This is a genomic window from Nocardia sp. NPDC051756, assembly GCF_040681495.1.
Classification (GTDB): domain Bacteria; phylum Actinomycetota; class Actinomycetes; order Mycobacteriales; family Mycobacteriaceae; genus Nocardia.
In genome coordinates this window covers 363,660-384,584 of sequence record NZ_JBFAYV010000003.1, presented here as the reverse complement: position 1 = coordinate 384,584, position 20,925 = coordinate 363,660, and the positions used below count along the sequence as shown (strand labels likewise).

General features: G+C 67.8%; 18 protein-coding genes. 10 read left to right on the top strand and 8 right to left on the bottom strand.

Annotated features, from left to right (window positions below; all coding sequences use genetic code 11):
* Positions 1-134: 134 nt before the first annotated feature.
* From AB0M22_RS13420 to AB0M22_RS13410, 3 genes are all read left to right on the top strand, one after another.
* Positions 135-668, top strand: coding sequence for a lipoprotein LpqH (locus AB0M22_RS13420; RefSeq protein WP_364725049.1), 534 nt, complete (start codon positions 135-137; stop codon positions 666-668).
* Positions 669-745: 77 nt separating this feature from the next.
* Entirely contained in the window at positions 746-1,546 is an 801-nt protein-coding gene (locus tag AB0M22_RS13415) for a hypothetical protein (RefSeq protein ID WP_364725046.1), read from the top strand.
* Between the two features lie 151 nt (positions 1,547-1,697).
* Positions 1,698-3,764 carry a PhoX family phosphatase gene (locus AB0M22_RS13410; protein WP_364725043.1) on the top strand — a complete coding sequence of 689 codons (2,067 nt, stop codon included), beginning with the start codon at positions 1,698-1,700 and terminating at the stop codon, positions 3,762-3,764.
* Positions 3,765-3,785: 21 nt separating this feature from the next.
* On the opposite strand, the gene AB0M22_RS13405 is transcribed toward AB0M22_RS13410, so the two are convergent.
* Together AB0M22_RS13405 and AB0M22_RS13400 are read right to left on the bottom strand one after the other, a co-directional pair.
* Positions 3,786-4,520 (bottom strand): glycoside hydrolase family 25 protein, encoded by a 735-nt coding sequence (locus AB0M22_RS13405; protein ID WP_364725040.1) that lies wholly within the window; start codon positions 4,518-4,520, stop codon positions 3,786-3,788.
* A 92-nt stretch (positions 4,521-4,612) separates the two neighbouring features.
* The gene (locus tag AB0M22_RS13400) at positions 4,613-5,950 is read right to left on the bottom strand and encodes a glycogen debranching protein (RefSeq protein WP_150400276.1); all 1,338 of its coding nucleotides are present in this window, start codon (positions 5,948-5,950) and stop codon (positions 4,613-4,615) included.
* Between the two features lie 196 nt (positions 5,951-6,146).
* On the opposite strand from AB0M22_RS13400, the gene AB0M22_RS13395 reads away from it, so the two are divergent.
* Both AB0M22_RS13395 and AB0M22_RS13390 read left to right on the top strand, forming a co-directional pair.
* Entirely contained in the window at positions 6,147-6,848 is a 702-nt protein-coding gene (locus AB0M22_RS13395; RefSeq protein ID WP_364725036.1) for an SDR family oxidoreductase, read from the top strand.
* 143 nt (positions 6,849-6,991) lie between these two features.
* Positions 6,992-7,765: a polysaccharide deacetylase family protein gene (locus AB0M22_RS13390; protein WP_364725033.1), complete on the top strand. Its 774-nt coding sequence runs from the start codon at positions 6,992-6,994 to the stop codon at positions 7,763-7,765.
* Between the two features lie 729 nt (positions 7,766-8,494).
* On the opposite strand, the gene leuS is transcribed toward AB0M22_RS13390, so the two are convergent.
* On the bottom strand, positions 8,495-11,341 hold the full coding sequence (gene leuS, locus AB0M22_RS13385; RefSeq protein ID WP_364725031.1) for a leucine--tRNA ligase: 2,847 nt from the start codon (positions 11,339-11,341) through the stop codon (positions 8,495-8,497).
* Between the two features lie 350 nt (positions 11,342-11,691).
* On the opposite strand from leuS, the gene AB0M22_RS13380 reads away from it, so the two are divergent.
* The 4 genes from AB0M22_RS13380 (at position 11,692) to AB0M22_RS13365 (ending at position 14,453) form a co-directional block, all read left to right on the top strand.
* A complete protein-coding gene (locus AB0M22_RS13380; RefSeq protein WP_364725028.1) occupies positions 11,692-12,099 on the top strand; it encodes an SdpI family protein in 408 nt (135 codons plus the stop codon).
* Positions 12,100-12,338: 239 nt separating this feature from the next.
* Positions 12,339-13,229, top strand: coding sequence for a TIGR04222 domain-containing membrane protein (locus tag AB0M22_RS13375; protein ID WP_364725025.1), 891 nt, complete (start codon positions 12,339-12,341; stop codon positions 13,227-13,229).
* Between the two features lie 13 nt (positions 13,230-13,242).
* Positions 13,243-14,115 carry a DUF692 domain-containing protein gene (locus AB0M22_RS13370; protein WP_364726901.1) on the top strand — a complete coding sequence of 291 codons (873 nt, stop codon included), beginning with the start codon at positions 13,243-13,245 and terminating at the stop codon, positions 14,113-14,115.
* The gene (locus AB0M22_RS13365; RefSeq protein ID WP_364725022.1) at positions 14,112-14,453 is read left to right on the top strand and encodes a hypothetical protein; all 342 of its coding nucleotides are present in this window, start codon (positions 14,112-14,114) and stop codon (positions 14,451-14,453) included. The genes AB0M22_RS13370 and AB0M22_RS13365 overlap by 4 nt, the downstream gene beginning before the upstream one ends.
* 5 nt (positions 14,454-14,458) lie before the next feature.
* Here the strand turns inward: AB0M22_RS13365 and AB0M22_RS13360 are convergent, their stop codons facing one another.
* Positions 14,459-15,253: an MBL fold metallo-hydrolase gene (locus AB0M22_RS13360; RefSeq protein ID WP_364725020.1), complete on the bottom strand. Its 795-nt coding sequence runs from the start codon at positions 15,251-15,253 to the stop codon at positions 14,459-14,461.
* Between the two features lie 142 nt (positions 15,254-15,395).
* On the opposite strand from AB0M22_RS13360, the gene AB0M22_RS13355 reads away from it, so the two are divergent.
* A complete protein-coding gene (locus AB0M22_RS13355; protein WP_364725017.1) occupies positions 15,396-16,400 on the top strand; it encodes a bile acid:sodium symporter family protein in 1,005 nt (334 codons plus the stop codon).
* Positions 16,401-16,412: 12 nt separating this feature from the next.
* Here the strand turns inward: AB0M22_RS13355 and AB0M22_RS13350 are convergent, their stop codons facing one another.
* Genes AB0M22_RS13350 through AB0M22_RS13335 form a run of 4 tightly spaced genes read right to left on the bottom strand, consistent with a single transcriptional unit; the run spans position 16,413 to position 20,836 of the window.
* Positions 16,413-17,447 (bottom strand): aminotransferase class I/II-fold pyridoxal phosphate-dependent enzyme, encoded by a 1,035-nt coding sequence (locus AB0M22_RS13350; protein WP_364725014.1) that lies wholly within the window; start codon positions 17,445-17,447, stop codon positions 16,413-16,415.
* On the bottom strand, positions 17,444-18,487 hold the full coding sequence (locus tag AB0M22_RS13345; protein ID WP_364725011.1) for a 3-oxoacyl-[acyl-carrier-protein] synthase III C-terminal domain-containing protein: 1,044 nt from the start codon (positions 18,485-18,487) through the stop codon (positions 17,444-17,446). The genes AB0M22_RS13350 and AB0M22_RS13345 overlap by 4 nt, the downstream gene beginning before the upstream one ends.
* Before the next feature lie 7 nt (positions 18,488-18,494).
* A complete protein-coding gene (locus AB0M22_RS13340; protein ID WP_364725009.1) occupies positions 18,495-19,157 on the bottom strand; it encodes an SRPBCC family protein in 663 nt (220 codons plus the stop codon).
* Positions 19,154-20,836, bottom strand: a complete 1,683-nt coding sequence (locus AB0M22_RS13335) for a thiamine pyrophosphate-binding protein (RefSeq protein WP_364725006.1) — start codon at positions 20,834-20,836, stop codon at positions 19,154-19,156. Before AB0M22_RS13335 ends, AB0M22_RS13340 begins: the two co-directional genes overlap by 4 nt.
* Positions 20,837-20,925: the final 89 nt, after the last annotated feature.

Genomic DNA, 20,925 nt, shown 5'->3' with positions numbered 1-20,925 from the left:
CGTCGCATTCGACCAGGTTAACGGACTTTTGTCCGATTCGACCCGGCTAAAACCTGGGATCGGTAGGACGCGAACCGTTCCTAGGTTTCTCGTATCGGCCCAGACACCCCGGGCCAGCGAACACAGGAGAAACCATGAACACCAAGTCCGTCACCGCCGCCCTCGTCGCCTCAGCCGCCGCGGCTGCCTTCTTCGTCACCGGTTGCAGCGACAACGCGAGCAGCACCCCGCCCAAGTCCTCGGCCGCCACCGCCGCCCCGCAGACCGGCTCCGCGCCGTCGGGCAAGTCGACCGCCGCGGTCGACGGCAAGGCGTTCGACGCGAAGTTCACCACCACCTGCGCCAAGCAGGGCGGCACGCTGGCGCTCGCGCTGACCGACACCGCCAACGCCGCCTACGGCAACCTCTCGGTGAGCGCCACCATCACAGGCGCCGACACCGTGCAGGCCGTCGGCATCGCGGGCACCAAGGGCGGCGACGCCGGCCAGCCGTACGCGATCGGTTTCGGCAACGGGATGCCCGGCGGCTCGGCCACGCTGACCAAGGACGGCAACACCTACAAGGTGACCGGCGAGGGCGTCAGCGCGGATCTGACCAACCCGCTGGCCGGCCCGAAGTCGTCCAAGTTCGACGTCACCTTCGCCTGCTCCACCGTCGTCGGCGGCTGAACTGTCCGCGGCCCGCTCGAGTTCGCTCGAGCGGGCCGACAACGCAGGCACCGTCTTTCGAAGCATCGAGGAACATCATGAAATCCATCCGCTGGGTCACCGCCGCGCTCGCCGTGCTGGCCATCGGCTACTACGTCTTCCACGGCCTCACCTACGTCAGTCCCAATGAATTCATGCCCGCCGAAATGGCCTGGGTCGGTTGGCAGATGGCACTGCCGATCACCGCGATCACCCTGGTCCCGATCGTCTTCGCGGTCACCGGCGAGGGCATTGTCGCGGCCTTCACCGGCCGCAACAGCGCCGAATTCCGGGACGGCCTGGTCGGTCTCGGCACCATCCGGTCGTTCGCGCAGACCGGCCTGACCGTGAACGACCAACCGCAGGTCCGCATCGAATTCAGCGTCGAGGGCGTGGACGGGAAGAACTTCACCGCCGCCGCGAAAATGATTGTGCCGCTGACCGAATTGGCCCTGCTGCAACCCGGCGTCGTGCTGCCGGTGCGCTACCTGCCCGGCCGGACCGACAAGGTCGAGGTCGACATGTCCGGCGACCCGGCCACCGCGCAGCGGGCGCTGAACGAGTCGATGATCCGCAAGGGCATCACCACCCGGCACAAGCTCGACATCGCCGAGCGCGGCATCGCCACTCAGGCCGTGGTGCAATCGCTTTCGGTACCCGGCGAGATCCGGGACGGTCACTCCAAGATCGAACTCGGCCTGGTCGTCACCCGCCCCGACGGGTCCACCTTCGGCACTCGGGTGGAGAAGTTCCTCGCCCCGAGCAGCGTCGGACAGGTGCAGGTCGGCCGCATCCTGCGGGTGCACTATCTGCCGGAGAACGAGCACGAGGTCGTCATCGCCCTTGCGGTGAATGCTTAGCCCCACCGAATGCCGCGCTGATTCGAGCTTCTCGAACAGCGCGGCATTCTTGTGTGCCAGTGGATTGCCAGATCAACTGAGGGTTTCCTAATTGGTCAGCTGTTCACCTGGTTGTCGTTTCCGTATTGTCCGAATCGTCTACGGTTCGGCCGTGAGCCTCAAGCCCCTCGCTCTTTTCGTGCAGCACGACGGCCAATCGGCACGTGCCTCGGTGACCTGCGAATACAAATGCGCAAACGCCTGTTTCCATGAGGTGCCGAACACCTCGAACGGTGAATACTTCGGCGACATCGTCAGTTCCCTGAATCGGCGCGGTGTGCTCAAAGGCGGCGCGGCGGCGGTGCTCGCGGTCGGTGCGGGCAGTGTGCTGGCGGCCTGTGGCGACGACGTGGAGAACGCGGGCTCGGTCAGTCCCTCGCCCAGCGGTCCGCCCGGCACCGGCACCGAATTCGGTGCGGTCGCGCCGAACAAAGAGGACGCCATCGTGATCCCGGACGGCTACGAGCAGTCCGTCGTGATCCGCTGGGGTGACCCGCTTTTCGCCGACGCCCCGGCCTTCGACTTCGACAGGCAATCGGCCGCAGCGCAGGCCAAGCAGTTCGGCTTCAACAACGACTTCGCCGCGCTGCTGCCGATCGAGGGCCAGGCCAACGCCTTCCTGCTGGTGGTCAATCACGAATACACCACCGGCCCGCATATGTTCCGCGGTTACGACAAGGCCGCGCCGACCGACGAGCAGAACGCGATCACCCAGGCCGCACACGGTCTTTCGGTCGTCGAGGTGCACGGCGAATCCGGCACCGGCAAGCTGGTCCCCGCCTTCGGCAAGTACAACCGCCGGATCACCGCGACCACCGAGTTCAAGCTCACCGGCCCGGCTGCGGGCAGCGAGTTCGTCAAGACCGCCGCGGACCCGACCGGCACCAAGGTGCTCGGCACCTTCGCCAACTGCGCGGGCGGCGTGACCCCTTGGGGCACCGTGCTTTCCGGCGAGGAGAACTTCAACGGCTACTTCGCCAACGGCGACAAGGTGACCGAATCCGTTGCCGCGGCGCGGATCAAGCGTTACGGCTTCACCGCCGGCAAGACGCCCAACCAGTGGGAGCGCACCGACAAGCGCTTCGATCTGGCCCAGGAACCCAACGAGGCCAACCGATTCGGCTACGTCGTCGAGGTCGACCCGTGGGATCCCGGCTCGACGCCGATCAAGCACACCGCGATGGGCCGGCTCAAGCACGAGGGCGCGACCATTTACGTCACCAAGGCCGGCGAGGTCGTCTCCTACACCGGCGACGACGAAAAGTTCGACTACATGTATAAATTCGTGTCCGCGCGCAAGGTGCAGTCGGGCGGCGGCGCGTCGAGCATGCGACACAACCTGACCATCCTGGACGCGGGCACGCTGTACGTGGCGAAGTTGGCCGGCGACCACGGCGACAAGATCGACGGCACCGGGGCGAAGCCCTCGGACAAGGGTTTCACCGGTACGGGGCAATGGATTCCGCTGCTGGAGACCGGGCTGGACGGCAAGGGCAAGTCGCTGGTCGACGGCATGAGCGCGGAGGAGGTCGCGGTGTTCACCCGGCTGGCCGCGGACAAGGTCGGCGCCACCAAGATGGACCGCCCGGAGGACTTCGAGGCCAACCCGTACACCGGCAAGGTGTATGTCGCGCTGACCAACAACGACAACCGCGGCGCGAGCGGCAAACCGGCCGCGGACGAGGCGAACCCGCGCAACCTGAACAAGAACGGGCAGATCCTCGAGCTCGACGACCAGCACGCGGGCACCACGTTCACCTGGTCGCTGCTGCTGGTCTGCGGCGATCCGAACGCGGCCGACACCTACTTCGCCGGCTTCGACAAGACGAAGGTCAGCCCGATCTCCTGCCCGGACAACCTGGCCTTCGACCCCTACGGCAACCTGTGGATCTCCACCGACGGCAACGCGCTCAAGTCGAACGACGGCCTGTTCTCCGTGGTGCTGGACGGCGCGAATCGCGGTGCCACCAAACAGTTCCTGACCGTGCCGCGCGGCGCGGAGACCTGCGGCCCGGTGGTCACCGAGTCCCGCGTGCTGGTCTGTGTGCAGCATCCCGGCGAGGCCGACGACGCCACCCCGGACAACCCGCTCTCGCACTGGCCGGACGGCGGCACCGCGCAGCCGCGGCCGTCGGTCGCGGTGGTGTGGAAGAAGAACGGCGGCCGGATCGGCACGTAGCGTCACCGGCCGCCGGGGAACTCACATATTGGCGAAGCGCGCGAAATCGCCTTGGGCGCCGCTGTATACGTTCAAATCGGTGTTGCCCGCGATGCCGTCGATGCCGCCGCTGTCGGTGGTCTGCCAGAACGTCCAGGTGGACCACCCGCCGGGCACCTCGGGTGCGTCGTTGCCGCGGTAGTCGGCGATCCACAGCGGGTAGCGGGTGAACTCGTTGGTGTCGGCCATCGCCGTCTTCCAGAAGTTCGGATAGGTGTAGACGATCGGGGTCCGTCCGGTCAGCGCCTGCACCGAGTTCAGATAGCGCCGCGTCCAGTCGATCAGCGCACCGGGCGGCAGCCCGCCGGTGGTCTCCAGGTCGAGCACCGGCGGCAGGTCGAGCGCGCCGTTCTGGCCGAGCACCACCGCGGCGTACATGGCGGCCTGCGGTTCCGGCGGCAGGTTCGGCCTGGCGTAGTGATACGTGCCGCGCGCGACGCCGGCCGCGCGCATCAGCAGGCTGTCCGCCACGAAGTACGGGTTGATGTAGCTGATCCCCTCGGTGGCCTTGACCATGGCGAAGGAATGGCCGGACCGCTTGACCGCGAACCAGTCGATCAGCCGTCCGTCGATGTGCTGCCAGGACGACACGTCCGGGCCCGTCGGTGTGGCCTCCGCGCGGGCGGCGAGGTTAGCCGCGAGGATGCCGGAAAGAGCGATCAGCGAGAGCGCCGTGCCGCGGCGACGGATGGTCGAGCTCCATCGAGAGGTGTCCATGGTGTTCGACGATAGCTATTTGATCTTCCTGTGACCAATGTTGCACAAGGTGCAGTTGCGCAATATTTACCCGAACCCCGCGCTGACCGCGCTCAGCCGAGCCAATCGAGCACCGAGGCCGCCGTCCACGACTGCTGCATGCTGCCGAGCGGCTCCCCGGTGAACGGCTCGTAGTACTCGGCGAAGCTGCCGTCGCTGGCCTGGCGCAGGCCCTCGGCCCGCAGCATGAACGAGCGCTCGGCCCAGCCGCGCCGGGCGAACACCCAGGAGAACAGCCAGCTCATCACCGGCCACACCGGCCCGCGCCAGTACTCGCGAGAGCGGAAGTCGCGCGATACCGGCGAGGTGGACGGCGGCAGCGCGTAGCGCAGGTCCGGATGCCCGCAGAAGCGCGGACCCTCGAACGTGCGCAGCAGGCTGCGTTCGGTGTCGCGGGGCAGCCCGCCGCACAGCAGCGGCGCGAACATGGACAGCGTCTCGGTGCCGATCCAGCGCTGCAACCGCACGTCGAAGTCCCTGGCCGCGCCGGTCCGGGCGTCGGCGGTCGCGACCACGCCGGCCCGGAACCGATCGGCCCACGCGTACAGGTCGCGCACGTCGGCGTGCGGCTGCTTGTACTCCTCGCCGATATTCGCGAGCACCTCGCAGGCCAGCGCGAAGATCCCGGTGACGAACACGTCCTCGACCGCGAAGCTCATGGTCGAGGCCAGCTGATAGTCGTCGTATCCGGCGCGGCGCATCTGCTCGACCAGCCACAGGTAGCGGTCGTACTCGCGGTCGCTGGGCCGCTGCGTCGGATCGGCGACCACCCGCACGTCCTCGCGGTCGTACGGCGGCAGATCGCCGGGGATCACGTTCTCGTAGGCGCGGTCCCAGCGCGGCGAGTTGTCCATGCCGGATTCCCAGCCGTGATACAGCGTGATCCGCCCGGTCTCCTTGGGATCGCGGGCGTGCGCCAGCCAGCGGTGCCAGCGCACCAGGTCCGGCCAGCGCCGGTTCAGGAACTCCTCGGCGACCGCGCGGGTGCTGCGGCCGTGCCGCCGGGAGTGATCGAGGATGCGCTGCACCGCGATGGCGTGCACGGGCGGCTGGGTGATGCCCGAGGTGTCCGGGCCGTCCGGCGCGTTGGCGGCCAGCTTGCGGCACTCCCAGCGGGCCGGGCCGGGGAAGTAGCCGTCCACGCCGTTGGCGAAGACGATGTGCGGGATCATGCCGTTCTTCCACTGCGCGGACAGCAGCGTGTCCAGCTCGATCACCGCCCGTTCCACGCTCAGCGGGGCGAGCCCGACCGCGACGAACGCGGCGTCCCAGCTCCACATGTGCGGATACAGGCGCGGCGCGGCACTGGTCATCGTGCCCAGGTCGTTGCCACGCAGCAGGTAGGCGGCGCGGGCCGCGAGCTGTGTCGGAGTGAAACCCGGGTGTGCCATCCCCCTATTCTGCGATGTCACCGGCAAGTACGCCCGCTCAGCGCTGTCCGACTCGGCCGCGTCCCACCTGCCGGTGGGTGGCTCGTGCTCGGCGATTCTCACTCTCGAATGCCCCGTCCGTAATTCGCTGCCCGAGATCTTCGCATAGATGTATGCGTGCATCGCTGTTGTTTCGCGGGCTATTACGGTGGGGCGCATGACCAATGCCGTGACCAGCTCCCCGAAGCCGACCGCGCTGATCACCGGAGCCAGCCGCGGCCTCGGTGCCGCCATCGCCCGCGAACTCGCGCCGACCCACGACCTGCTGCTCGGCGCTCGATCCGCCGACGCGCTGCGCGACATCGGCAAAGAGCTGCCCGAGGCGACCGCATGGCCGGTCGAGCTGACCGACTACGCCGCGGTGGCCGCGGCGGCCGCGCCGATCCGTCGGTTGGACGTGCTGGTGCACAACGCGGGCATCCAGGATCTCGCCTCGATCGCCGAGTCGACCGTCGATCAGTGGCGAAACACGTTGGAGGCCAACCTGATCGCGGTGGTCGAGCTGACCAGGCTGCTGCTGCCCGCGTTGCGCGCGGCCGGCGGCCATGTGGTGCTGATCAATTCGGGGGCGGGGCTGCGCGCGAACGCGGGCTGGGCCTCCTACGCCGCGAGTAAGTTCGGGCTGCGCGCGTTCGCCGACGCGCTGCGGCTGGAGGAGCCGACGCTGCGGGTGACCTCGATCCACCCCGGCCGCATCGACACCGACATGCAGCGCGAGATCATCGCGCAGGAGGGCCGCGAGTACCGGCCGGAGCAGTTCCTGCGCGCGGAGACGGTGGCCGGTGTGGTGCGCAACGCGGTCGAGACGCCGCGGGACGGGCATCCGACCGAGATCGTGCTGCGCCCCGCGTCGAGCTAGCCCGTCGTTCCGGTGTGTTCAACGGTTCAGGTTGTGGACAGATTCGATCGGTAGCCTGGCGCTGTTTGTGCGCCGTTCCGCCGGGTGCGGGGGACGGTTCGTTCGACCAGAGCTAAGGGTTCAAAGCAGTGGATAGACGCCGGATGTTGATGCTTGCCGCAGGTACCGCGGTCGCGCTGGCCGGATGCGCGGTCGCGGAGGGAGATCCGATCACCAGCGGGTCGGCCGGTAACGGACCGCTCGCGCCGCCGCGTCCGCCGCTGTTACCGCCGCCGCCCGGCGGGCCGAAGACGCCGATTCCGGCCGCGACCATCACCGCGCTGCCCGGCCCCGGCTCCAGCATGGCGCTGACCGTGGACGACGGGGCCAGCCCCGAGGTGGTCGGCGCGTACATCAAGTTCGCCAAGGACACCGGCGCCCGGTTCACCTTCTTCGTCACCGCCTACTACGACTCGTGGGCGATTCACCGGGACGCGTTGCGGCCCTTGGTCGATGCGGGTCAGATCCAGCTGGCCAACCACACGTGGGACCACCCCGACCTGACCAAGCTGTCCGCCGGCGCGGTCGCCGATCAGCTGCAACGCGCGAAGGCGTACCTGCACAACAACTTCGGCGTCGACGGCGCACCGTACTACCGGCCGCCGTTCGGCCGGCACAACGCCACCGTCGACAAGGTCGCCGCCGACCTCGGTTACACCGTGCCGACCATGTGGTACGGCTCGCTGTCGGACTCCGGCGTGATCACCGAGGACTACCTGATCGAGTGCGCGCACAAGTACTTCCACCCGCAGACGATCATCATCGGGCACGCAAATGCCCCCGCCGTGACGCATTGCTACGGCCAGCTGGTGGACATCATCCGGGAACGCAACCTATCCATGGTCACCCTCAACGACGTCCTCCTATCCCCGCGCTAGCGCCCCAAGAAACCCGCAAAACCGCAGACCAAGCGACAGATAGGTCAACTTCGCACACCTGCTTCTAACTCCGCATACCCCTCAACGTGCTGACGGATATGCGAAAGATGAAGCAGGTGTGCGGAGGATGGAGCAGGAGTGTGATGGATGGAGCAGGTGTGCGAAGACCCCTCGATAACGCAACTGACCATCCCGCTCTTGTCCGAAGCGTTTGTGACCGGACCACAGCCAAGGAACCACGCCGGAACTCGACGAACACGCATCTGACTGCGGGAGGTAAGCCGGGTACGGCACACGACGCGCCCAGCACTGCTTCAGTGAAAACCTGTGTAGGTCTTCAGCTTTCTATCGTCAGGTCACCCTGGGACGTCTGTTGTTGTACCTGCCTGGATAGGTGCACCTGCTCCCTGGGAATGATCGAGTAATGCTGGGCGCGTCAGGTGGGGTACCCGGCTTACCTCCCGCAGTTGACATGGGCAACGTGGCAGTTCCGGCGTGGTTCCTTGGCTGTGGTCCGGTTTTAGAGACGGCAAGGAAATCGAGTCGAGTCAAATGGTCGTTATCTGATCTTGTAGAGCCACCATTTGACTCGACTCGACTCGATGCATGCACTCAGTTGGTGGCTAGTCGAGGTGGGGAAAGGTCTTTGCGTCATCGAGGCGAGTCAAATGGTGGCTGTTGAAGATCATTTAGCGACCATATGACTCACCTCGATGGCCTCGTCTGGTGTCAGGCGACGATGTTGATCAGGCGGCCGGGGACGACGATCAGTTTGCGGGGTGCGGCGCCGTTCAGTAGTGCGGCGATCTTTTCGTCGGCCAGTGCGGCCGCCTCGATCGCCGCGGTGTCGGCGTCCGCCGGAACCTGAATTCGGCTGCGTACCTTGCCGTTGACCTGGATCGGGTACTCGACCGACTCGTCCACCAGCAGCGCCGGATCGGCCACCGGGAACGGGCCGTGCGCCAGCGAAGCGTTGTGCCCCAGCCGTTCCCACAGTTCCTCCGCGATGTGCGGGGACAGCGGCGCCAGCATCAGCACCAGCGGCTCCACCACCGTGCGCGGCGCGCCGTCGGGGTAGGTCTTGGTGAGGTGGTTGGTCAGCTCGATGAGCTTCGCGCCCGCCGTGTTGTCGCGCAGCGCGGCCAGATCCTCGTCCACCCCGGCGATCGTCTTGTGCAGCAGGCGCAGCGTCTCGTCGGCCGGCGTGGCGTCGGTGACCCGCACCCCGCCGGTCTCCTCGTCCACCACCAGCCGCCACATCCGTTGCAGGAAGCGGTGTGCGCCGACGACGTCCTTGGTCGCCCACGGCCGCGAGGTGTCCAGCGGACCCATCGACATCTCGTAGAAGCGGAAGGTGTCCGCGCCGTACAGATCGCACATCTCGTCGGGGGAGATGGCGTTCTTCAGCGACTTGCCGATCTTGCCGTACTCCTGGTTCACCGGGATCTCGGTGCCGGTCGGGTCGGTCCAGAAGAACCTGCCGTCGCGCTCGACCACCTCGGCCGCCGGGATGTAGGCGCCGCGCTCGTCGGTGTAGGCGTAGGCCTGGATGTAGCCCTGGTTGAACAGCCGCCGGTACGGCTCGTACCCGGACACGTCGCCCAAGTCGAAGAGCACCTTCTGCCAGAACCGCGCGTACAGCAGGTGCAGCACCGCGTGTTCGACGCCGCCGACGTACAGGTCCACACCGCCGGGATCGTTCGCGCCGTGCTCGGCTGTGCGCGGACCGAGCCAGTACTGCTCGTTCTCCTTGGCGCAGAACGCTTCCGCGTTGGTCGGGTCGGCATAGCGCAGCTGATACCAGGAGCTGCCCGCCCAGTTCGGCATGACGTTGGTGTCGCGCCGGTAGCGCTTCGGCCCGTCGCCGAGATCCAGTTCGACGTTCACCCAGTCGGTCGCCTTCGCCAGCGGCGGCGACGGCTCGGAGTTCGCGTCGTTCGGGTCGAAGGTCACCGGGGCGAAGTCGTCCATGTCCGGAAGCCGCACCGGCAGCATGGATTCCGGCAACGCGTGCGGCGCGCCGTCCTCGTCGTAGACGATCGGGAACGGCTCGCCCCAGTAGCGCTGCCGGGCGAAGAGCCAGTCGCGCAGCTTGTACTGGATGGTGCCCTTGCCGTGGCCGTCGGCCTCCAGCCGGGCGACCACCGTCGCCTTCGCCTCGTCGATCGAAAGCCCGTCCAGGTAACCGGAATTCACGATCGCGCCGTCGCCGGTGTAGGCCGCGGCGCTCAGGTCGCCGCCCGCCACGACCTCCTTGATCGGCAGGCCGAGCGCGGTGGCGAAGTCCCAGTCGCGCTGGTCGTGGCCGGGCACCGCCATGATCGCGCCGGTGCCGTAGCCGCTCAGCACGTAGTCGGCGATGAAGATCGGCATCGGCTCGCCGTTCGCCGGGTTGGTGGCGTAGCTGCCGAGGAAGACGCCGGACTTCTCCTTGCTCTCCTGGCGCTCCAGATCGGACTTGGCCGCGATCGACTTGCGGTAGGCCGCAATGGCGTCCACGGGACTGGCGGCGCCCTCGTTGGTCCAGCGGGCGTCGGTGCCCTCGGGCCATGCGGCCGCGGTCAGCCGGTCGACCAGCTCGTGTTCCGGCGCGAGCACGACATACGTCGCGCCGAACAGCGTGTCCGGCCGAGTGGTGAAGACCTCGATCTGTTCACCGTTCGCGTCGAACTCGACCTGCGCGCCGCGCGAGCGCCCGATCCAGTTGCGCTGCATGGCCTTCACGTTCTCCGGCCAATCCAGGTGATCGAGATCGTCGACCAGCCGGTCGGAGTAGGCGGTGATGCGCATCATCCACTGCCACAACCGCTTACGGAACACCGGGAAGTTGCCGCGCTCGCTGCGGCCCTCGGCGGTGACCTCCTCGTTGGACAGCACCGTGCCCAGGCCGGGGCACCAGTTGACCATCGAATCGGTCTGGTACACCAGGCGATACGAGTCGAGTACGGCCGCGCGCTCGGCGGCGGACAGCGTCGCCCAGTCCTTGCCGTCGGGGGCGGGCCGGGCGCCGGTGGCGAACTGGTCCTCCAGTTCGCCGATCGGGCGGGCCCGGTTCAGCTCCTGGTCGTACCAGGCGTTGTAGATGCGCAGGAAGATCCACTGGGTCCAGCGGTAGTACTCCGGATCGGTGGTCGCGAACGAACGCCGCCGGTCGTGTCCGAGCCCGAGCCGATCGAGCTGGCGCTGCATGGTGGCCATGTTCGACTCGGTGGTGTCGCGCGGGTGCGCGCCGGTCTGCACCGCGTACTGCTCGGCGGGCAGGCCGAACGCGTCGTAGCCCAGCGCGTGCAGCACATTGCGGCCGTGCATCCGGTGGTAGCGGGCGAACACATCGGTGGCGATGTAGCCGAGCGGATGCCCGACGTGCAGGCCGGCGCCGGACGGGTACGGGAACATGTCCTGCACGAACAGCTTGTCCGCGGGGGTGGCGCCGGCGAGCGGACCGACCGGATTCGGCGCATGGAAGGTCCCGCGCTCGCTCCACGTCTGCTGCCACCGACGTTCGATGCGGCCCGCGAGCTCCGCGGTGTACCGGTGCTCGGGTACATCGCTATCGGTTGCACGAGTGTCCTGCACGGTCCTGCCTTCTTGTGATCGCCGATCCCCGACAAACTTCGTCTATCAGGGTAGAACGTGCGGACCGCAGTACCGAAAACCGGCTGTGCTCACCTGCCCGGCGCGTCCGCGTCCGCGCCTCGGACGAAGTTACCCGCCCGTCGGGATGCCGCTGCGCCGCACCGGCTTCGCGTTACTCGCGGGTTGTCGTTCCCATCCGAGCGGTCCCAACAGTGCGTTAGGTTGCTACATCCGTCACCTGGTGCCGCGCGGTGTGGAACGCGCCTGTCCGGGGTGGTGGCGGGCTGGGTGCTGAGCGGTTGCGGGTAGCTCCCGGCAGGCAGCTGACACCGATGCGATAACCTGCATTGGTGCTCGTCGTCGCTCTCGTCCTGTTCGTGCTGGCCCTGGTGGCTATCGCAACCGGCGCTCTCGGATTGATCGGCAAGCTGCCGCGCAACCGCTTCGTCGGAGTGCACACCGAGGCCGCTCTGTCCGATGACGAGACCTTCCGCATCGCGAATCGCGTCGCCGCCCCCACCTCGCTGGCCGCCGGGGCGCTGCTGTTCGCCGGTGGTCTCGTCGCCCTCGCCGCGAGCGGCCTGGTCGCCCTGATCGTCGGTGCCGGTGCGGCCGTCGTCGCCCTCTTCACCCTCGGCGCGGGCGCCAACGCGGCCGCCTCGACCGCTGCCGCCATCGCCCCGCCCGCCGAGGTCGGCGGCTGCGGCAGTGCCTGCGGCGCCTGCTCGCTGCGCGACGCCTGCCAGCCCGCGACCTGATCCGCTATTCGGCATAGTTCGGCGTCGGCACACTGCGCGACAGCTGAATTGGTGCCAGAGCATCGAACCATTCCGGTGCGCCCCGCGTAGCAATTGACGACCAGGCCTTTCCGTGTGGTGCCACGGTGTCCGGGTGGGTTGAATCGGGCGAGTTACGTTTCGGGTCGAACCCTGTCGGCGGCGGTGACGGCAGTCCATACTTGGGGCGTTGCACTACCAGCTTGATTCTCGGGGTGGAAATGAAAACGTTCGACTTTGTCGCCGCCGGTGATACGTGGGGGATATCCGGTCCCGACTTCATGGCGTTGTATTGGCCGTTCATCGGGCTCGCGCTGCTGTTCGGATTGTTGATGCGGTTGCGGGTCACTCGCGGCGCCGCAGATACCCGCGGCGTCGAGCGTCCGGGCCTGGATCTGTCGCTGCCCGAGATCGCCATGCTGTTCGACGACCGCCGGGCGGTGCTGACCGCGCTGGCCCGGTTGCGCAGCCACGACCTGATCGACTCGGCGGCCGCGCCGGCCCGCCCGCTGACCGACGCGGACAAGCACCGGCTCGATCCGTTCACCCGGTCCATCTACGACCGGATCGCGGGCGGCGCGAAGCCGACGGTCGCCGCGCTGACCACCAACTCGGCGGCAGCGCTGGGTCCGCTGCGCGACTCGATGATCAAGCGCGGGTACTTTCCCGACGCGGCGTTCCGGCGCAGGCTGTGGGACGCGGGGACGCCGCAGTTGGTCGTCGGATTGGTCGGGTTGGTGCGGTTCGTCGCCGGGACGCTGAACCACAACCCGGTCGCGTTCCTGGTCACCGCCCTGGTGGCGCAGGGATTCTGCTACTGGCTGGTGGTGGCCAAACCCCGGCTGACGCCGCTGGGCCGGCTCGCCCGCAAGAACGCGACGAGCAGCAACGCGCATCTGCGGCCGTCCAATTCGCCCGCGTACGCCACCTATGGCGTGGAGAGCGCCGCGCTCGCCGCCGCGATATTCGGTGGGGCCGCGCTGATGACGCTCGACCCCGGTCTCGCCAGTGCCGTCGAACCACCCAGCTCGTCGGGCAGCGACGGCGGTGGCAGCGGCGACAGTGGCGGCGGCGGATGTGGCGGTGGTGGCGGCGGTGGCTGTGGTGGCTGAATCGGCGCTGCCGATGAACGGCCCGTTAGCCGACGGGGCGCTCGGGATCGGGTGGCGGCCGGAGATCTGCGGGATGATCGCGGAGCTGGACGGACTCGGGTTCGCCGAGGTTATCGCGGAGTCGCTGCCGGTGCGGCGGCGATTGCTCGGTAAGTCGGAAGTCGCCATCCCCGCTGAACTGCTGGCGTTGATCGAGCGCGGCATAGCCGTTGTGCCGCACGGTATTTCGTTGTCACTCGGTGGGGCGGAACCAGTGGACGAAGGCCGGATCGAACATCTCGCCGCCTGCGCCGCAGCGCTGGACGCACCACTGGTGAGCGAGCACGTGGCCTTCGTCCGCGCCGGTGGAGTCGAAGCGGGACATCTACTTCCGGTGCCGCGCTCCAAGGCGTCGTTGGATGTCTTGGCCCGCAATATCTCCCGCACCCAGGCCGGGCTCGCGGTACCGCTGGCTGTGGAAAACATTGCGGCACTGTTCGACTGGCCTGAGGATGAATACACCGAGTCGGAATTCCTCGCCGAACTCGTCGACCGCACCGGCGTTTACCTGCTGCTCGATATTGCCAATGTTTATGCGAACGCCCGCAACCGTTCTCGTGACCCGCTCGACGAACTCCTGCGCCTGCCCGCCGAACGCGTCGCCTATTGCCATGTCGCGGGCGGCCACGAATCCGGCGGCCGCTATCACGACACGCACACCGACCCCATTCCGGCCGAAGTCCTCACCCTGGTCGGCGAATTCACCGAACGCCACCCGGTCCCGCTCATGCTGGAACGCGACGGCAACTACCCGCCCGCCGCCGAACTCCTCGACGAACTCGACGCCATCGCCGCGGCCGCACACCGGCCGAGCCTTACGGGTCGCGCCCGACTGGCGCGCACATGACGCAGCCGGAAACCGAGGAGCTTGCCGAGCGGCAGGCGGCACTGGTTCGTGCCCTGGTCGCCGGGAGCCCGGCGCCGGACGGTTTCGATACCGACTCCGTCGCCGCGGCGGCCCGCGCCTTGCTACACAAGCGCGCGGGTGAAGTCGCGCGCCGCTTCCCACTGCTCGCGCACGCCTGCGGCGACGACTTCACCGCGCGTTTCATCGACTGGGCCGCCGACAAACCGAAGACGTCCACCGCCTCGGACGCAACAACTTTCGCCGAGCACGCGGGTATCGCACTACCTGTGAGCGCCACCGCGCGTGGACGCCGTTCGTTCCTGCGCCGATCTCGGTAGCGGAACTACCCGCCCACCAACGCTGCCAGCTCTCGCGATTCGCCCGGTGCCAAGACGGTGACGTCCACACCGAGTTCACCCGCGGCAGCCTGGAACTTGGTCAGCGAATCATCGACCTCCACGTAGTACGGCGGCCGGTCGAGCCCGAAGTGAATCGGAACGACCGTGCGCGCGCCGAGGATGTGCCCCGCCGTCGCCGCCTGCTCCGGCGTGAGCACCGCGGGCAGCGGGCTCGCCGGGCGCAGGTGCGGAAGTCGTACTGCCGCACCGTTTATCGGCAAGAAGGCCACGTCGATCGGACCGCAGCGGCGCGCGATGAGCCACCACAGGCCGTGGAAGGTGGTGTCACCGCCGTGGAAGATCCGGTGGCCGCCGGCGCTGACCACCCAGTTCAGCTGGGGATCGCCGAGCCCGTCGACGGCGGGGACGGCGGTGATCTCGAACGGCCCGACGATGATGGCGTCCCACTCCGACATCACTTGTGTGCTCAGACCGCTTGTGGCGAAACCTTTTTCGGCGTCCGCGGTCCACAGGAGGTCGGCGTCGGTGCCCACCATCGGCGCGGGACGAAGGACGATCCCGTCCGGCGCCAGTACGCGCCGCAACGCGGACGGGTCGGCGTGATCCGTATGCAGGTGCGTGACCAGGGCGGCCGCGGCATTCGACTGCCGCGGGGCGGTCAGCGCGTCCTCGGGTAGCGAACTGCGCAGCAACTCGCTGTCCTGCACGGCATCGATCACCAGTGTGGCGCCGTCGAATTCGAGCTCTACCCCGGCCCAGCCGAGTCTGCGGATCTTCATGGTCGTCCCTTCGTCGCACTACCTCAGGCAAAGTCTACGGACGATCGTTCGTATTTTTCTAGTATGCGAAGAGGTCCCATGGTGTGACGAATTACGTACGTTCTGGTTCCATCTGGACACACGCTCGGCGTTAGCGTGTGGTGTGCGATTCCTCAGCAAGTTCTATATCGACGGTTTCATCCTGTCGATCCTCGCTACGGTGGCCCTGGCCAGTGTGTTTCCCGCCCGGGGTACCGCGGCCGACGTAGTAGGCGTGCTGACGAAGATTGCCATCGCATTGCTATTCCTGCTGTACGGCACTCGGCTCGCGCCGAAGGAGGCCCTGGCCGGACTCACTCACTGGCGGCTGCACACCGTCGTGCTGGCGAGCACATTCGTGCTGTTCCCGCTGCTCGGGCTGGCGGCGCATCTGCTCGTACCCAGCGTGCTGACCGACGATCTGTACACCGGTTTGCTGTTCCTGTGCCTGGTGCCGTCCACCGTGCAGTCCTCGATCGCGTTCACCTCGATCGCGAAGGGCAACGTGCCCGGCGCGATCGTGAGCGCGACCGCGTCGAACCTGATCGGCGTCTTCGTGACGCCGCTGCTGGTCATCCTGTTGATGAACACCACCGGCCAGGCCAGCGTCGACTTCTCCTCGATCGGCGACATCGTGCTGCAACTGCTGGTGCCGTTCGCCATCGGCCAGCTGATCCGGCCAAAGGTGCACGGCTGGCTCAGCCGGTATGCCGAGCCGACGAAGCTGGTGGACCGCGGCTCGATCCTGCTGGTCGTCTACAGCGCGTTCAGCGCGGGCATGGTCGAGGGCATCTGGCACATGCTCTCGCCGTGGCGAATCCTGGCGCTGGCGGCCGTGTGCTGTGTGCTGCTCGCGCTGGTCATCGCCGCGACCATGCTGATGGGCCGGATCTTCGGCTTCTCGATGCCGGACCGGATCGTGATCGTGTTCTGCGGTTCCAAGAAGAGCCTCGCCACCGGACTGCCCATGGCGACCGTGCTGTTCGCCAGCCAGCCGGTCGGGCTGATCGTGTTGCCGCTGATGATGTTCCATCAGATCCAGCTGATCACCTGCGCCGCCTTGTCCCAGAGGTGGGCCAAGCAGGCGGAGGAGCCCGGTGAGTCCGGCGAACTGCGGCCCGCCGCTTAGCGCCGCCGCCGGCTAACGCAGCGTCGCCAAGGCCGCCAGGACCGCATGGTCGGCCTCGGGATCGCCGACCGAAATACGCGCGCTCCCATCCGGATACGCCTTGGCGGCGATGCCTGCCCGCCGCAGCGCGGTCGACACGCCGGGCCCCGGCAGGTACAGGAAGTTCGCGTGACTGCGCGGCACCGCGATCCCGCAGCGCCGCAACGCGTCCCGCAGCGCCTCCCGCTCGGTGGTGATCCGCATGGTCCGCACGGCCAGTTCGGGTTCGGCGGCGTAGGACGCGGACACCGCGGCCACCGCCGCCGAACTCACCCCGAACGGCAGTTGCAGCCTGCGCACCCTGGCCATCATCTCGCGCCGGCCGAAGGCGTAGCCGATGCGCAGTCCGGCCAGCCCGTAGGCCTTCGAGAAGGTGCGCAGCACAAGCAGATTCGGATGCCTGCTCAGCAGCGCGAGCGGGTCGAGGTACTCGGCGGCGCCGAGGAACTCGACGTAGGCCTCGTCCAGGATCACCGGCACTCGCGCGGGCACGCTGCCCAGGAACGCCTTCAGCGCGCCGGCCGAGGCCACCGTGCCGGTCGGGTTGTGCGGGCGGCACACCACCACCAGCCCGGTCCACTTGTCGATCGCCTTGGCCATCGCGCCCAGATCCTGGTTGCCGTCGGCGTCCAGCGGCACCGGAACCACCTCGACCCCGGCCATCTCGGCCATGATCGGATAGCCGTCGAAAGTCGGCGTCCCGAACACCATTCCGGCGCCGGGCGTGGTCAGCGACTGGATGATCTGCATCGCCACCCCGGTCGCGCCGGAACCGACCACCACCTGATCCGGCTGCACGCCCAGATGCCCCGCGATCAGCTTGGGCAACCGCCGCGGCAGGAACTCCGGATAGCGATTCGCCTGGGCCAGCACGCTGTTCACCGCACGCAGTACCGAAGGCAGTGGCGGGAACGGGTTTTCGCTGAGCGTCAGATCGAACCGCGGCGGCGTCGACGAGCTGCCCCGCCGCCGGGACGGCGTGGTCTCGTCGACGACATGGATGCTCATCGCGCCGCGCCCCACCGGATGGCCGCGGCGCCGGCGAAGTCACCCGCGTGCGCGAACGCCGACAGCAGCACCACCGAGCCGTTGCGCAGCCTGCCCGCCCGGTTCTCCGCATCCAGGGTCACCGGAATGCCCGCGGCGAACAGGTTTCCGCACGTGTCGAAGGTGTCCGGATGCCGCTCGGCGGGCAGCTCGAGCGCGTCGTGCCAGTTGCGCAGGAACAGCCGGTTCGGCTGATTGGTGACGAACGTGTCGATGTCGCGCCCCTTCACCCCGATCCGATCGCACACGGCCAGCGCCACCTCCGGCACCAGCCGGTTGCCGCGCGCGAACACCTTGGTGATCTTCGATTCGGTGAAGCTGACGCACCCCTGGCCCTCGCCCGGCTCCCAGTACTTGCGCTCGCCGTTGGTGGAAAACTCCATGTCCCCGGCGAATTCGGGATAGGTGCGGCATTCGATGTCGAGGATCGGCGCGCTGTCGTCCTTGACCAGCAGCCCGACTCCGCACCCGTCGCCGGGCACCGGCGCCTGCGCCAGCTTGCGGATGTCGGGCTGGGTGAACACCGGGCCCGCGCAGTTCTGCGTCGCCGCGATCAGCGCGGTGCGAGCGTTGGTGGTCTGCAACACCATTCGGGCGATCGACATCATGTGCACGAAGGCCGCGCAGCCGCCGTTGTGCACGTCGTAGACGAAGGCCGGGCGCGCGCCGAGCCGCTTGGCCACCTCCGGTCCGGCGCCCATGACCGGATTGTCCGGCAGCTGGGTGTGCGTGATCAGCACGTCGATGTCCGAAATGAACTGCGCGCCATGGCGTTCGATCAACGGTGCGACGGCCCGCTCGATCATGTCCACCGCGGTCTCGTCCCGGCCCACGTGGTGGCGGCCCTTGGGCGAGCGGAACATCACGTTCTTGGCCATCCGGTCCGACCGGGAGAACTGGGTGAAATATTCGGTGCCGACCGGCTCGCCGGGCAGGTAGCTGGCCACGTCGACCAGGCTGACCGAGGGGAGGGCGAGCGCGTCGGGGTTGGTGGGGATCATCCGGGTCTCACTTCATCCAGTCGGGCTTGATGGGCAGGCCGTTGGCCGCCCGGTACTCGCAGATCGCCTTGAGGTTGTCCATCTCCAGCTGGTGCCCCGCGGAGAACATCTCCCAGAAGTCACCGACCCACACCGGGCGCTTGGCCGGCGCGGTCTCGGGATAGGGGTTCTCGTCGTAGAACGGGTGCTTGCAGTTGACCCACAGCACCACCGATCCCGGCTTGTTGAACACCGCCTGCGCGTCGACGACGCGCAGCAGGTAGATCATCCACAGGTGCTGTGACTGATCCCAGGCGCAGTGATAGTCGACGGTCATCCCCTCGGGGTGCGCGACGGTGCGGGTGAAGATCTGGGTCGCGTCGCCGAGCCGGTCGTAGGCCAGCCACAGGCCCGGCTCCTCGGTCGGCACGAAGCCGCGCAGGCTGTAGGTCCACTCCTCCAGCGAGCGGGTGTCGGCGAGGTATTCGTAGACCTCCTGCGGCGGCGCGGCGATATACGCCTGCACCGGGCAGTATTCGCCGAAGACCTGGTCGTGCGGGTAGACCGAGCGCAGCATGTCCATGATGATCGGCGTGGTCGCGTCCTTGTCGGAATTCTCGATCCGCAGCACGCCGGGCGGCAGCGCGTCCTCGGGGATATCGCTGAGTGCGGGCAGGGCGCTGGTGGTCACGGTGTACTCCTGGATTGCTCGATGGTCGTCAAGAACGGAAGAAAAGGCGGAACCTCGTCCGGGTCCACGTCGATCGAAATGAACGAGGGCCCTTCGGTTTCCATGCAGTGCCGCAGGGTTTCGGCCAGCTCGGCCGGTGCGCGCACGGAGAAGGCGGGCAGCTCGGGGAACATGGCGCCGATGCCGTCGCCGAGGTGCGATGGCCGGAATCTGTTGAAGCTGTAGCGATCCCGGTAGTAGAGCTGTTCTCTGGTCACGCACATGGCGTGCGCGTTGTTGTTGAGCACGATGAAGGTGATCGGCAGCGCGTGCTCGATCGCGGTGTGAATCTCCATGCCGTGCATGAAGAACGCGCCGTCGCCGGCCACGACCACCGTGCGGCGACCGCCGCCGGGGCCGTGCCTGCGGGCGAACGTCGAACCGATGCCGGCGCCGAACGCATAACCCATGCCGCCCATCCCGAGCGCCACGACGAACCGGCCACCGCGCGGCACCCGCAGGTGATGCACCACGGCCGCACCGGTATTGCCCGCGTCGGCGAAGACGTCGGTGCCGTCGGGCAGCGCCGCGTCGATGGTCTCCACCAGCTGTCGATAGCGCAGCCCCGGACCCGACGATGACGGAACACGCAGTGGGGTAAGCGGAGTGACGGTGCGTCGATCCGGTGGCATTGTGGCAGCGGCGAATTCGTCGGCCAGCTCGCCCAGCGTGCGGGCGAGGTCGGTGCTGGTGGCGTGGATGGCCGGCAGGTACGGCGGCGTCACCCCGATGCTCGCCACCGTGCTGCCCGCGAGCAGTTCGTCCAGGCCGGTACGGGTGGTGACCGGCATCGGCGTGCCGATGATCAGGCATAACGCCGCCGATCGGATGGCGGCGCCGAGTTCCGGATGACCCATGGTGCCCGCGACTCCGCAGAAGCCAGGGTCGGTGTTGTCGTAGGTGTCCTTGGCGTCCGGCGCTACGCCTACCGCGGCATCCAGGACGGCAGCCAATCGAGCCAGTTCGTCCCGGGCGTTGTCGCGGGCGACCTGGTCCCCGGCAATGATCACGACCTTCCCGGTCCGCCGGGCCGTCGTCAGCGCGGTGCGCAGGCGGAGCAACCCCGCCTCGTCCCGGCGATACACCTTGGTAGGCAACCGAATCGGCTCCGCGGTGAGGCTCGACTGCTGCACATCCTTGGGCAGCAGCAGCACCGCGGGCCCGCCGCGCCGCGCGGCGCCCACCGCCCTGGCCAGCTGATCGGGCAGGTCGGCCGCGTGCTCGACCCGCGCGCAATAGCGGGTGATCTCGTCGAACATGCGGACCGCGTCGATGGTGCCCGCATGTCCGCTGGTGTCCTGGAAGGCGCCGTTGCCCTCCTGCGCGGTCGGCGGTTGACCGACCAGCGCGAGCACCGGCACGCGCGACGCATACGATTCGGCAAGTCCGGCAACGAGATTCATCGCGCCGCCGCCGGACGTCGCGGCGACGACGCCGAGCCCGCCGGTCGATCGGGCATACCCGTCGGCCATGGTCGCGGCGGCGAATTCGTGCTTGGCGATCACCCCGGTGACGTCGTACGGCGCGTCGAAAACCGCGTCGTACAGGTCCTCGATGTTCGCTCCGTCGACGCCGAAGATGTGCCGGACCCCTAGGGCCGAAACCGCCTGCACCAAATAATCCACGACCCGGCTCTGCATCCGGCGCTCCTTCCCGCGGTGTCCACCTGTGCGCTGGGCACACGCGAGATCACTTCCTGCGTACACAAGTGATACGGGCGAGTAAGGAG

Excerpts from the sequence above, each read along its gene's own strand:
- AB0M22_RS13405 (WP_364725040.1), bottom strand. The coding sequence starts at position 4,520 with ATGGACACCTCTCGATGGAGCTCGACCATCCGTCGCCGCGGCACGGCG.
- AB0M22_RS13375 (WP_364725025.1), top strand. The coding sequence starts at position 12,339 with ATGAAAACGTTCGACTTTGTCGCCGCCGGTGATACGTGGGGGATATCC.
- AB0M22_RS13370 (WP_364726901.1), top strand. The coding sequence starts at position 13,243 with ATGAACGGCCCGTTAGCCGACGGGGCGCTCGGGATCGGGTGGCGGCCG.
- AB0M22_RS13400 (WP_150400276.1), bottom strand. The coding sequence starts at position 5,950 with ATGGCACACCCGGGTTTCACTCCGACACAGCTCGCGGCCCGCGCCGCC.
- AB0M22_RS13415 (WP_364725046.1), top strand. The coding sequence starts at position 746 with ATGAAATCCATCCGCTGGGTCACCGCCGCGCTCGCCGTGCTGGCCATC.
- AB0M22_RS13360 (WP_364725020.1), bottom strand. The coding sequence starts at position 15,253 with ATGAAGATCCGCAGACTCGGCTGGGCCGGGGTAGAGCTCGAATTCGAC.
- AB0M22_RS13395 (WP_364725036.1), top strand. The coding sequence starts at position 6,147 with ATGACCAATGCCGTGACCAGCTCCCCGAAGCCGACCGCGCTGATCACC.
- AB0M22_RS13365 (WP_364725022.1), top strand. The coding sequence starts at position 14,112 with ATGACGCAGCCGGAAACCGAGGAGCTTGCCGAGCGGCAGGCGGCACTG.
- AB0M22_RS13345 (WP_364725011.1), bottom strand. The coding sequence starts at position 18,487 with ATGATCCCCACCAACCCCGACGCGCTCGCCCTCCCCTCGGTCAGCCTG.
- AB0M22_RS13350 (WP_364725014.1), bottom strand. The coding sequence starts at position 17,447 with ATGAGCATCCATGTCGTCGACGAGACCACGCCGTCCCGGCGGCGGGGC.
- AB0M22_RS13420 (WP_364725049.1), top strand. The coding sequence starts at position 135 with ATGAACACCAAGTCCGTCACCGCCGCCCTCGTCGCCTCAGCCGCCGCG.
- AB0M22_RS13335 (WP_364725006.1), bottom strand. The coding sequence starts at position 20,836 with ATGCAGAGCCGGGTCGTGGATTATTTGGTGCAGGCGGTTTCGGCCCTA.
- AB0M22_RS13390 (WP_364725033.1), top strand. The coding sequence starts at position 6,992 with ATGTTGATGCTTGCCGCAGGTACCGCGGTCGCGCTGGCCGGATGCGCG.